Annotated in this window: 5 protein-coding genes; 3 read left to right on the top strand and 2 right to left on the bottom strand. The window is 66.3% G+C overall.

The window, feature by feature from the left end:
- The first annotated feature begins 83 nt into the window (after positions 1 to 83).
- The 3 genes from ACYQR9_RS23855 to glgB all read left to right on the top strand — a co-directional run bounded on the left by ACYQR9_RS23855 (position 84) and on the right by glgB (position 9207).
- The gene (locus ACYQR9_RS23855) at positions 84 to 3467 is read left to right on the top strand and encodes a maltotransferase domain-containing protein (protein ID WP_461228262.1); all 3384 of its coding nucleotides are present in this window, start codon (positions 84 to 86) and stop codon (positions 3465 to 3467) included.
- Positions 3468 to 3636: 169 nt separating this feature from the next.
- Positions 3637 to 6894, top strand: a complete 3258-nt coding sequence (gene treS / locus ACYQR9_RS23850) for a maltose alpha-D-glucosyltransferase (protein ID WP_056429253.1) — start codon at positions 3637 to 3639, stop codon at positions 6892 to 6894.
- Entirely contained in the window at positions 6895 to 9207 is a 2313-nt protein-coding gene (gene glgB, locus ACYQR9_RS23845) for a 1,4-alpha-glucan branching protein GlgB (protein WP_461228261.1), read from the top strand.
- Positions 9208 to 9514: 307 nt separating this feature from the next.
- Here glgB and glgA read toward each other — a convergent pair whose 3' ends face one another.
- Both glgA and ACYQR9_RS23835 read right to left on the bottom strand, forming a co-directional pair.
- A complete protein-coding gene (glgA, locus tag ACYQR9_RS23840; protein ID WP_461228260.1) occupies positions 9515 to 11047 on the bottom strand; it encodes a glycogen synthase GlgA in 1533 nt (510 codons plus the stop codon).
- A gap of 146 nt (positions 11048 to 11193) precedes the next feature.
- Positions 11194 to 12819 carry an alpha-amylase family glycosyl hydrolase gene (locus ACYQR9_RS23835; RefSeq protein WP_207411651.1) on the bottom strand — a complete coding sequence of 542 codons (1626 nt, stop codon included), beginning with the start codon at positions 12817 to 12819 and terminating at the stop codon, positions 11194 to 11196.
- Between the last annotated feature and the right edge of the window lie 316 nt (positions 12820 to 13135).

Here is a 13135-nt window from a genome sequence, read left to right as displayed (position 1 = left end):
CTGCCCATCCCCACCTCACCCGCCGCCGCGCGGGAGGCTCCTTCGGGAGACGGGGACACGCTATTCTAATGAACGGAGTACGCATGAACGCGCCGAGCCCAGCCAAGATCTCCGCCGCGCGGACCGAAGCCGGAACCGTGGCGCTGCCTGCGGGCCTCGCCCCCCGGGCCGAGGGGCCGCGCATCTACAACCTGTTCCCCCTCCTCGTCGGAAAGGTCTCGGCCTGGACGGCGGAGCTTCCCCGCATCGCCGGGATGGGGTTCGACTGGATCTACCTCAATCCGTTCCACCAGACCGGCGGCTCGCGCAGCCTCTATGCGGTCTCCGACCCGGAAAGGCTCGACGAGCGGTTCCGTGACGATGACGGCACCTCGGACGACGAGCAGATCCGCCGCTTCTGCGCCGCCGCCACCTCGCACGGCATCCGGGTGATGACGGATCTCGTCATCAACCACACCGCCAAGGACGGCCCCCTGGCGCGGGAGCGGCCGGACCTGTTCCTGCGCGACGAGGCCGGCAACATCGAGAGCCCGGCGGCCGTCGACCCGGACGATCCGTCGATCCGCACGGTCTGGGGCGACCTCGCCGAGCTGAACTATCATTCGGCCGGTGCTCGTGAGGAGCTGACCCGGCTCTGGGCCGGCTACATCAACCGGATGCAGGATCTCGGTGTCGGCGGGTTCCGCTGCGACGCCGCCTACAAGGTGCCGCCGGATGTCTGGCGCTCGCTCATCGGCGCCGCCAAGGCGCTGGAGCCCGATTGCCTGTTCGCCGCCGAGACCTTGGGCTGCACCTTCGAGGAGGCCCAGGCCACGGCCGGCGCCGGGTTCGACTACCTGTTCAATTCCTTCGCCTGGTGGGACTTGAAGGCGCCGTGGGCGCTCGAACAATACGACCGCCTGCGCGTGATCGCCCCCTCCATCGCCTTCCCCGAGAACCACGACATGCCCCGCCTCGCGGGCGGGCTTTCCGGTGGGCCGGACGCCATCGCGCGTCGGCTCAAGGCGCGCTACGCCCTGGCCGCGTTCTTCTCGGCCGGCGTGCTCCTGCCCATCGGCTACGAATGGGGCTACCGCCGTGCCCTGCACGTGGTCGAGACCAATCCGGATTCCCGCGAAACCGATACCGGCATCGACATTTCCGGCTATGTCGCGGCCATCAACGCCCTGAAGGCCAGCCTCGCTTCCGCCAATGTCGAGGGAGCGCAGTCGCGGATCTCGGCGCCGGATGCGGCCTATGTGGCGCTGCTGAAATTCGATACCGGGCACGGTGCCTCCGCGCGCCACGCCACCCTCGTCCTGTTCAATCCCGGCCCCGTGGCGGTGGCGGTGGATGCCGGGCCGCTGGTGGCCCGGACGGGCGGGATGCTCGGCCGCTTCAAGGACCTCACCCCCGAGGCGGAGCCGATCGAGTTCCTCCCCGGCACGAGCCTCGACCTCGCGCCCGGAGAGATCCGCATCCTCGCCGCCGAGCGGCGGGTGGTGGCAAAGCCCCCGACACCTTCGACTCCGTCGGGCCAAGGTCGCGTCGTCATCGAGGCCGTCTCGCCCGAGATCGACGGGGGCCGTTCCCCGGTCAAGCGCGTGGTCGGCGAGCAGGTGGCGGTCTCCGCCGACATCTTCAGCGACGGCCACGAGATCATCGACGCCGCGATCCTGTCGCGCGTCGTCGGCGAGGAGGAGTGGCGCCGAGACCGCATGGTGTTCGTGGACAACGACCGCTGGAGCGGCTCCTTTCCCCTCGAACACAATGCCCGCTACGAATTCACCATCGAGGCTTGGCGCGACGCCTTCTCGTCCTGGATCCGCGACACGCTGAAGAAGCGGGATGCGGGCGTCGACGTGCGCCTCGAGACCATCGAGGGCGTCAGCTTCGTGCAGGGGGCGGCCGACCTCGCCACCGGGCCGGACCAGGCCCGGCTCCAGGCCATCGTCTCGGCCCTGGGGGCGGAGAAAACCGGATCGGCAGCGCAGCTCGATCTCATCCTCGCGCCTGAGACCGCGTCCCTGATCCGCAAGCATGCCGACCGGGTCAACCGTTCGCGCTACCCGGTGAACGTGCCGGTGATCGCCGATCGCCTCGCGGCCCGGTTCTCGGCCTGGTACGAGATCTTCCCGCGCTCGCAATCCATGGACGTCAACCGCCACGGCACGTTCGACGACGTGATCCGGCGTCTGCCCGAGATCCGCGAACTCGGTTTCGACGTGCTCTACTTCACGCCGATCCACCCGATCGGGAAGACCAACCGCAAGGGCAAGAACAACACCCTCACGGCGCTCGAAGGCGATGTCGGCTCGGTCTACGCGGTCGGTTCTGAGGCGGGCGGGCACGAGGCGGTGCATCCCGAACTCGGCACCCTCGACGATTTCCGCCGTCTGGTCGCGGCCAGCCACGCCTACGGCATGGAGATCGCGCTCGATTTCGCGATCCAGTGCTCGCCCGACCACCCGTGGATCATGAACCACCCGGAATGGTTCGAGTGGCGCCCCGACGGCACGCTGAAATTCGCCGAGAACCCGCCGAAGAAGTACGAGGACATCTCCAACGTCCACTTCTACGGCGGCGCGCTGCCCTCGCTCTGGATTGAGCTGCGCGACATCGTCATGGGCTGGGCCGAACTCGGCGCCCGCATCTTCCGCGTCGACAACCCCCACACCAAGCCGATCCCGTTCTGGGAATGGATGATCGCCGAGGTGAATGCCCGCTATCCCGACGTGATCTTCCTCGCCGAGGCCTTCACCCGGCCGAAGATGATGAAGAAGCTCGCCAAGGCCGGCTACCAGCAGAGCTACACCTACTTCACCTGGCGCAACACGAAGCAGGAGCTCATCGACTACTCGACCGAGCTCGCCGGCGAGATGGGCGAGTATTACCGGCCGAATTTCTTCGCCAACACGCCGGACATCAATCCCGTCTACCTCCAGACCAGCGGCCGCGCGGGCTTCATTGTGCGGGCGACGCTCGCGGCGACGCTGTCCTCGGTCTACGGCATCTATAACGGCTTCGAGATGTGCGAGGCAGCACCTTATCCTGGCAAGGAAGAATATCTCAATTCAGAGAAGTACGAGCTGAAGGCCTGGGATTACCATGCGCCGGGCAACATCCGCGCGCACATCATCAAGCTCAACCGCATCCGGCAGGAGAACCCCGCGCTCTGGGACTTCCGCAACATCACCTTCACGGCGGCCTATAACGACCAGATCGTCGCCTACGCCAAAGCGACGCCCGAGGGCGACAATTGCATTTTCGTGATGGTCAATCTCGATCCGAAGAACCGTCAGGAATGCACCTACGAGGTACCGCTCTGGCTCCTCGGAGAGCCCGACCACGGCGCCGTCGAGGTGGAGGACCTGCTGCTCGGCTACAAGTTCGAGCTGCGCGGCAAGTCCCACCGCATCGCCCTCGATCCGGCGGAGCGGTCCGTCATCGTCTGGCGGCTGCGCGCACCCCAGCGGGTTGCGGAGTAGCCGCCCGCGTGTCAGCACAAAACTTCGAGTTTTCAGCCGTCCGTCGCGTTGTCGCCCAGAAGCTGGTGCCAAAGCTGCGGCCGACGCGGCCAAGCCCTTCGTTTCGGCGAAGGGCGCGCGCCGCGAAGCCGAACACGCCCTTGAACCCGACGCATGAGGCAACGACGCGATGATCGATCGTAGCGATCCGCAATGGTACCGTGACGCCATCATCTACCAGATCCACGTCAAGTCGTTCTTCGACTCGAACAACGATGGGATCGGCGATTTCGAGGGCCTGACGCAGAAACTGGATTATGTGCGGGACCTCGGCGTCACCGCCATCTGGCTGATGCCGTTCTATCCGTCGCCCCTGCGCGACGACGGCTACGATATCGGCGATTACCGCGACGTGAATCCGTCCTACGGGACGATGGAGGAGTTCCGGAAGTTCGTGGAGGCCGCGCATGACCGTGGCCTGCGCGTCATCACCGAGCTCGTCATCAACCACACCTCGGACCAGCATCCCTGGTTCCAGCGCGCCCGCGAGGCGCCGGCTGGCAGCCCTGAGCGCGATTTCTACGTCTGGTCGGACACCGACACGCCGTATTCCGACACGCGCATCATCTTCCTCGACACCGAAACCTCCAACTGGACCTGGGACCCGGTCGCCAAGCAGTATTTCTGGCACCGGTTCTACAGCCACCAGCCGGATCTCAATTTCGACAACCCCGCCGTGCTGGAGGGCGTGATCGAGGTCATGCGCTACTGGCTCGATATGGGCGTCGACGGCCTGCGCCTCGACGCGATCCCCTACCTGATCGAGCGCGACGGCACGAATTGCGAGAACCTGCCGGAGACCCACACGGTCATCAAGGCGATCCGCGCCGCGCTCGACGCGAGCTATCCCGACCGCATGCTGCTTGCGGAAGCCAACCAGTGGCCGGAGGAAACCGCGCAGTATTTCGGCGACGGCGACGAATGCCACATGGCATTCCACTTCCCGCTGATGCCGCGCATGTACATGGCGATCGCCCGCGAGGACCGGCACCCGATCACCGACATCATGCGCCAGACCCCGGAAATCCCCGAGGGCTGCCAATGGGCGATCTTCCTGCGCAACCATGACGAGCTCACCCTCGAAATGGTGACGGCGGAAGAGCGCGATTACCTCTGGTCGTTCTATGCCGCCGAGCGCCGCGCCCGCATCAATCTCGGCATCCGCCGCCGTCTGGCTCCGCTGCTGGAGAACGACCGCCGCAAGATCGAGCTGATGAAGTCCCTCGTCCTGTCGATGCCCGGCACGCCGGTGCTCTACTACGGCGACGAGATCGGCATGGGCGACAACATCTATCTCGGTGACCGCGACGGCGTGCGGACCCCGATGCAATGGTCTCCGGACCGTAACGGCGGCTTCTCCCGCGCCAACCCGGCCAAGCTCTTCCTGCCTTCGGTGCAGGACCCGATCTACGGCTTCGACGCGATCAACGTCGAGGCGCAGACCCAGTCGCAGACGAGCCTGCTGAACTGGACGCGCCGCATGATCGCGATCCGCAACAACTCGGTCGCCCTCGGGCGCGGCGGCATGCAGTTCCTGTATCCGACGAACCGTAAGGTGCTGGCCTGGATCCGCGAGTTCGAGGGCGAGCGCGTCCTCTGCGTCGCCAACCTGTCGCGCGCGCCGCAGGCCGTGCAGCTGGACCTGTCCGAGTTCCGCAGCGCCGTGCCGATCGAGTTGACCGGCGGTTCGGAATTCCCGGCCATCGGCGAGTTGCCCTACCTGCTGACCCTGCCGTCCTACGGGTTCTACTGGTTCTCGCTGAACGCGGCGAATGCCGGGGAGATCGGCCCGCAGCCGGAGACACCGGAGCTCTTCACCCTGGTCCTCACCGGCGGTGTCGAGACCCTCATGGCCGGCCGCGAGCGGACCGCCTTCGAGCGCACCGTGGCCCCGCGCTTCATCGGCACCCGTCGCTGGTTCGGCGCCAAGGGAACCCGCATCAAGTCGGTCTCGGTGATCGACAGCGCCACCCTCAAGGATGCCGGCGGCTTCACCCGCTTCCTGCTGCCGCGCGTGGCGGTGCATCTCGCCAATGGCGAGCGCCAGGATTACTTCGTGCCCCTCGGGGTCGATGAGGGCCGCGAGGACGAGACGCTGCTGTCGCATGCGGTCGCCCGCGTCCGTCGCGGACCGCGCACGGGCCTCCTGTTCGGGGCTTCCGCCTCGCCGGCCTTCTCGGTCGCCCTGATCGACGGCATGCGCAACGGCGTCGAGTTGCCGACGGAGACCGGCAAGCTCGTCTTCTCCCATACCTCGGCCTTCGATCGCGATGTCGCCGTGGATCTGGCGGAAGTCCGCAGCCTGAACGCGGAGCAGAGCAACACCTCGATCGCCATCGGCTCGAAGATGATGCTCAAGCTCCTGCGCCGCATGCAGACGGGGGTGCATCCCGAGATCGAGGTCGGCCGGTTCCTCACCGAGCAGGCGGGCTTTGCCAACACTCCGGCCCTGCTCGGCGTCGTCGAGCACGTGGACGGGGACGGGACACGGACGGCGCTCGCCGTGCTTCAGGCCTTCGTGCCGAACCAGGGCGATGCCTGGACCCTCATGCTGGAAGGTCTGCGTCGCGACTTCGATACCGTCGTGCTCGCTCCCGAGAGCGAGGCGCCGGAGCCGACCGAAGCCTTCGCCCCGCATCTGCGCTGGGCCGAACTCCTCGGCCGCCGCACCGCCGAGCTCCACAACGCCTTCGCCATCGAGACCGACGACCCGGCCTTCGCGCCCGAACCGTTCACGCATGACGATCTGCGCGACCTCGGAGAGGATGCACGCCGGATGGGCGAGAGGGCCTTCCGTGCCCTCGACGCCCTGGCGGGCCGCACCTCCAGCACGGCGATCACCGAGCTGGCCGGTCGCCGCCGCGAAGTCGAGCTGTTGATCGAGGACATGACTTCGCGTCCGCCGGTGGGAGCAACGAAGACCCGGATTCACGGGGACTTCCACCTCGGCCAGGTTCTCGCCTCCGAGAGCGACCTCATCATCATCGACTTCGAGGGTGAGCCCGCTCGCCCGGCCGATGAGCGCCGCGCCAAGTCGACGCCGCTGCGCGACGTCGCCGGGATGCTGCGCTCCTTCGCCTATGGGGCCGAGACGGTCACCCGCGAGATCGCGGCGCGGTTCGCGGATTCGGAAGACCGGGCTCGCAACGCGTCGATCGCCTGGCGTGGCATGATCGATGCCGCGTTCCTCGATGCCTACCGCGGCGTGGCCTCGACCAGCCGTGCGGCGGTGACCGACCCGGAGACCGAGACGCGGCTGCTCGCGCTCTCGCTCCTGGCGAAGGCGCTCTACGAGGTCGATTACGAGGCCAATAACCGGCCGGATTGGATCGAAATCCCAGCCCGTGGGGTTCTCACAATTCTGGACGACACCAAGAGAGGCGTTTGAATGACGGATATCGACGAGAGCCTGGCGAAGACGTCCGAGCAGGAGCGGAAGCGGTCCGAACGGATCGCGGCCCGCTCGGCCGCGTCGGGGAGTTCCCGCCAGGCCGATGCCGATACGTCGACCGTTCAGGGCGTCCATCCGGACGCGGTCGCCGCTGTGATGAGGGCGGATCACGGCGATCCGTTCTCGGTGCTCGGCCCTCACCAGATCGGCCCCGGCCTCTGGGAGGTGCGCGTCATCCTGCCGGAGGCGAAGTCGGCCTCCCTTCTCACCGCCGGCAAGCGCATCCCGTTCGAGCGGCGTCATCAGGACGGGTTCTACGTCGCCCGGGTCGAGAGCCAGGGACGGCCGCTCTATGAGCTGGCCGTGGAAGGTTGGGACGGCACCGAGCGTCCGCGCCACGACCCCTACAGCTTCGGCTCATCGCTGCATCAGCAGGATATCGACAACCTGCGCGAGATCGGCAGCGACGTGACCTATCGGGTGCTCGGCGCCCAATCCATGGAGCTCGATGGCATCGCCGGGTTCCGCTTTGCGGTCTGGGCCCCCAATGCCCGCCGGGTGAGCATCGTCGGCGATTTCAACGAGTGGGATGGCCGACGCCACCCGATGCGGCTCTGGCAGAATGGCGGCATCTGGGAGTTGTTCGTTCCGGGCCTCGCCGCAGGAGCCCATTACAAGTTCGAGATTCGTGGGGCCGACGGTTCGCTGCTACCGCTGAAGGCCGATCCCGTCGCCTTCGCGGCGCAGAAACCGCCGGAGACTGCTTCCGTGCTCCAGGGCACGAACGCGCCCGTCTGGAGCGACGACAAGTGGATGGCGACGCGGGGCGAGAAGGATCCGCGCCACACCGCCATCTCGATCTACGAAGTCCATCTCGGCTCCTGGGCGCGCGTCGCCGAGGAAGGCAACCGTTACCTGACCTACAAGGAGTTGGGCGAGCGCCTGATCCCCTACGTCAAGGAGATGGGCTTCACCCATATCGAGATGCTGCCGATCACGGAATATCCGTTCGACGGCTCATGGGGCTACCAGCCGGTCTCGCTCTTCGCGCCGACGAGCCGCTTCGGCACGCCGGACGATTTCGCGGCCTTCGTCGATGTGGCCCACGAGGCCGGAATCGGCGTGATGCTGGATTGGGTGCCGGGGCACTTCCCCCTCGACGCCCATGGTCTCGGCCAGTTCGACGGGACGCATCTCTACGAACATGCCGACCCGCGCCAGGGCTTCCACCAGGATTGGGGCACCTACATCTACAATTTCGGCCGTACGGAAGTGTCCAGCTTCCTCGCCGCCAATGCCCGGTTCTGGCTCGAACACTACCATCTCGACGGCCTGCGCGTGGATGCCGTCGCCTCCATGCTCTACCTCGACTATTCGCGCCGACAGGGCGAGTGGATCCCCAACCAATACGGCGGCAACGAGAATCTCGACGCCATCAACTTCCTGCGCAAGACCAACGAGGCGACCTACAGCCACGCGCCGGGCACGATGACGATCGCCGAGGAATCCACCTCCTGGCCGGGCGTGTCACACCCGACCTATACGGGCGGCCTCGGCTTCGGCTTCAAGTGGAACATGGGGTGGATGCACGACACCCTGGAATTCATGTCGAAGCAGACGATCCATCGCCGCTATCACCACCACGACCTGACCTTCGGCCTGCTCTACGCCTTCTCCGAGAACTTCATCCTGCCGCTCTCGCACGATGAAGTCGTCCACGGGAAAGGCTCGCTTCTGGACAAGATGCCGGGTGACCGCTGGCAGAAATTCGCGAATCTGCGCGCCTATTTCGGCTACATGTGGGGCCATCCGGGCAAGAAGCTGCTCTTCATGGGCGGCGAGTTCGGCCAGCAGAAAGAGTGGAACCACAACCAGAGCCTCGACTGGCACCTGCTCGACGATCCTCTGCATCGCGGCGTGAAGGATCTCGTCCGCGACCTGAACCGCCTCTACACCTCCACCCCCGCGCTCCATGTGAGGGATTGCGAGGCCGCCGGCTTCCAGTGGCTGGTCTCCGACGACCAGGACAACAGCGTCATTGCCTGGGCCCGCAAGGGCAAGTCACCGGGGGAGGTCGCGGTGGTGGTCTCCAACTTCACGCCGATTCCGCGTGAGGGATACCGGATCGGCGTACCGGAGGCGGGGTTCTATCGCGAGGCGATCAACTCGGATTCCGAGCGCTACGGCGGTTCGAATGTCGGCAACATGGGCGGTATCCAGGCCGAAGCCGTGGAGAGCCACGGCCAGCCCTATTCGCTGGTGCTCTCGGCGCCGCCGCTCGGGACGATCATCTTCGTGCGCGAGGGCTGAGATCGCCTCGTGTTTTAAAGATGCCATGAGTAAGGGCGCCGGTTCGATGAACCGGCGCCCTTTTGTGTTGGAGGCTGTTTGATCGGATTGCTTAGCAGATGCTGAGGGGAAAGTCGATCATCCAAACCGACCACCTCATCTCGAGGCGCCGGAGCGTAGCGGAGGCTTTAAGGGAGCCCTCCAGAGACCGAAGCGATCCCTGGAGGGCTCCTTCGAGGCCGCTGCGCGGCACCTCAGGATCAGGTAAAGCTTTGGAAGACAATGCAAATCGGCTGTTCGGACGCTAAGATCGGTCGGAGACCGACTCTCAGACAGCCTGGGCGCGAAGACCACCACCATTCCCCAACGCCCGGGCGTAGAGCGCCGAGTAATCCATGGCGGCGCCGTCCCAGGTGAAGGAGCGGGACATGGCGCGGCGGCGCATGGCGTTGAGGCGCTTCTTCTCGCCGAACGTGTCGAGGGCGCGGCGGACCGCGCCGAGGAAACCCGTCTGTGACGCTTCACCGAAGGTGAAACCGGTCACGCCGTCCTCGACCGTGTCGGCGAGGCCGCCGGTGCGGCGCACGATCGGCAGCGAGCCGAAACGCTGGGCGTACATCTGTGCGAGTCCGCAGGGCTCGAAGCGCGAGGGCATCAGCAGGAAGTCGCTTCCGGCGAACATCCGCCGCGCTTCCTTCTCCTCGAACCCCACATGGACCCCGACGGCATCCGGATGGCGGCGGGCGAGGTCGCTGAGCGCGGTCTCGAAGCGGCGCTCACCCTCGCCGATGACGACGATCTGACCGCCCTCGGCCACGATGGTCTCGGCTGCGCTGAGGCTGAGGTCGATGCCCTTCTGATGGACGAGGCGCGAGACGATGGCGAAGAGCGGGCCGCGCGATACGGCGAGGCCGAACTTCCGGCGCACCGTCTCGGCATTGGCGCGCTTGCCCTTCCAGTCGTCCGCCTCGAACCGAGTGGCGAGGTGGGGATCGGTGCGCGGGTCCCAGCTCTCGTCGATCCCGTTGAGGATGCCGGCGAGGCGCCCCTGGGCGGCGCGCGTGCGCAGCAATCCGTCGAGGCCGCAGCCGGATTCCGGCATCATGATCTCGCGGGCATAAGTCTCGCTCACCGTGGTGACGTGCGAGGCGTAGTAGATGCCGGCCTTGAGGAAGGAGAGATGCCCGTAGAACTCGCAGCCATCCATCTGGAAGGCCCCGTCCGGGATGCCGAGGCGACCGAGGGAATCACTCGGGAACAGGCCCTGATAGGCGAGATTGTGGATCGTCAGCACGCTGGGGACGCGCTGCCCAGTCCATTCGAGATAGGCGGGGGCGAGCGCCGTCTGCCAGTCGTTGAGGTGAAGCAGGTCGGCCGACCAGGACGGGTCGACCCCGCCGGTCAATTCCGCAGCCGCGAGGCTGAGGCGCGCGAAGCGCAGGTCGTTGTCGCGGAAATCCCCCTGCGCGTCGCCATAGGGCGTCCCGTCGCGCTGGTAGAGGTCGGCATTCAGGATGATGTAGACCTTGAGGCCGTCACCCGTCTCGATGAGGCCGAGATCGCAGGGCGGGATGCCGGCATGGCCGCGCAGATGGGCGACGACGGGGATGTGATCGAACCGGTCCACCACCTGGCGATAGCCGGGGATGAGCACGCGGACGTCGTAATGGCGGCGGAGCGACCGGGGCAGGGCGCCGGCGACTTCGCCCAGACCGCCGGTCTTCACGAAATCCGACATTTCCGGGGTGGCGTAGAGGATGCGCGGCTGGAGCGAGAGGCTCCGGATCACCTCGGCATCGGCCGCGCCGGAGGCGAAAATCGGCGAGGCGAGATCGGCACTGGAGGTGGTCGTCGCCGGCATATGATGGAGACCTCTAGGGCAGATCGTGCTCTTCGCGATGCACAACTCAAGCCACTGGGTCGGTTAATACTACGTTCAGTTTGCTGCGGCGCGGGGAAAATGTCGCGCCGCGATAGTTTTTTCGGCCTCCCTCAGCGTGGGAGGTTTCAATCCGGGTGTTTGAGCAGGATCACGCCCTCGTTTCCGGCCATGTCGAGCACCTCCGAGGCACCGATATCGGCTCGCCCGGGATGGGTGGAGAGGAGAACGCTCCAGCCTGATTCGCCCGCCAGAGGGAACCGGACCGGTGACGCCGAGAAGTTCAGTACGATCCGCACGGTCTCGCCGGCCTCCATCCTCTCATAGGCGAGGACGTGTTCGAGCCCGTCCGTATCGAGCCGGCGGTAGCTTCCCACCGCCAAAGCGGGATAGGCGCGACGGAGATGCAGAAGCCTCCGGTAGAGGGTGAGGATCGAGGTGGATTCGTCGCGCAGGGCCTCCACATGCCGCCTGTCCCGGTCGGCGCTCAGGGGAAGCCAGGGTTCGGCTTCGCTGAAGCCGGCATGTTCGGTGTCGTCCCACTGCATCGGGGTCCGTTCCGGGTCGCGGCCATGGCCCGGTTCGTTGAAGCCCCAGGGGTCGCGCATCCGCTCCGGCGGGATCTCCACATGGGCAAGGCCGATCTCGTCGCCGTAATAGACCGTGGGCGTGCCGCGAAGCGTAAGGAGGAGGATCGCCGCGATCCGCGCCTGCGCCTCGCCGATCCGTGCGGCGATGCGGGGCTGGTCATGGTTGCCCAGCACCCAGTTCGGCCATCCGCCCGGGGGCAGCGCCTCCTCGTACTCGTCCACCAGGGCCGCCACGGCATCGGCCTGCCACGGGGTCTGGATGAGCTGGAAGTTGAAGGGCAGATCGACGCCGGTCAGACCGGGGCCATAATAGGCCACCAGCCGCTCGATCGGCAGATAGATCTCGCCGATCAGCACCCGGTCGTCGTAACCGTCCAGCACGCGGCGCATGCCGGCGATGATGTCGAACACTTCCGGGCGGTCGGCGGAATAGACCTGATCGAACCGGTTGATCTCCGGCTGTTCGGGATGGAAGGCCGGGTTCGCCGGATTGTCGCGAAAACCCTCGTCCTTCATCAGGTGCCAGATCACGTCGACGCGGAACCCGTCGATCCCCCGGTCGAGCCAGAAGCGCAGCACGTCGTGCATCGCTTCCCGCACCGCCGGATTGCGCCAGTTCAGGTCCGGCTGCTCGGCCAGGAAGGCATGGTAGTAATACTGGCCGCTCGCCTCGTCGAAGGTCCAGGCCGGGCCGCCGAAATTGCTCAGCCAGTTGTTGGGCGGTCCGCCATCCGGCGCGGGATCGCGCCAGATGTACCAGTCCCGGCGGGGATTCTCGCGCGACGCGCGGCTCTCCGTGAACCAGGGATGCGCGATGGAGGAATGGTTCGGCACGAAATCGAGGATGACCTTGAGCCGCCGGGCATGGGCCTGGGCGACCAGCTCGTCCAGATCGGCGAGGCTGCCGAAGAGCGGGTCGACGCCGCAATAATCGGCGACGTCGTAGCCGTAATCGGCCATGGGCGACGGATAAATCGGTGAGATCCAGACGGCGTCGACGCCGAGCCAAGCGAGGTAATCGAGGCGGCGCGTGATGCCGGCGAGATCGCCGACACCGTCGCCGTTGGTGTCCTGGAACGAGCGCGGATAGACCTGATAGACGGTCCCCCGCTTCCACCAGACGGCTTTCGCCAGATCCGGAAAAGTCGTCTCGCCTGACGTCATCCGTCCCCCGGTCTGACCCGATTCACGCCCCGATGGCGGTAACAGCCTAGCCTGCGCGGGCGCATCAAGCGACCCCGCCGTGGCTGTGTCCGCCTCATGGCGCACCAGCGCTCATCTGCCGCATTCATGAAACCTTCAGCGCGAAATGGTCTCATTCCCGCGCTGTTTCGATGTGAGGTTGGCGAATCGCGAGGATCGGGCGCGGGCAGCGGGACCGCTTGGTCCCATGGGCCGACCTCATCGATATCGCCATCGCCGAGCGGTCACCGCCGGAAGAAGCGGGTGGCGAAATCGGCGTCGCGGCAGCGACACTATG

The organism is Methylobacterium sp. CM6241, from assembly GCF_054817845.1.
The sequence above is the reverse complement of the archived record's forward strand: the minus strand, read 5'-3'. Positions and strand labels throughout refer to the sequence as shown.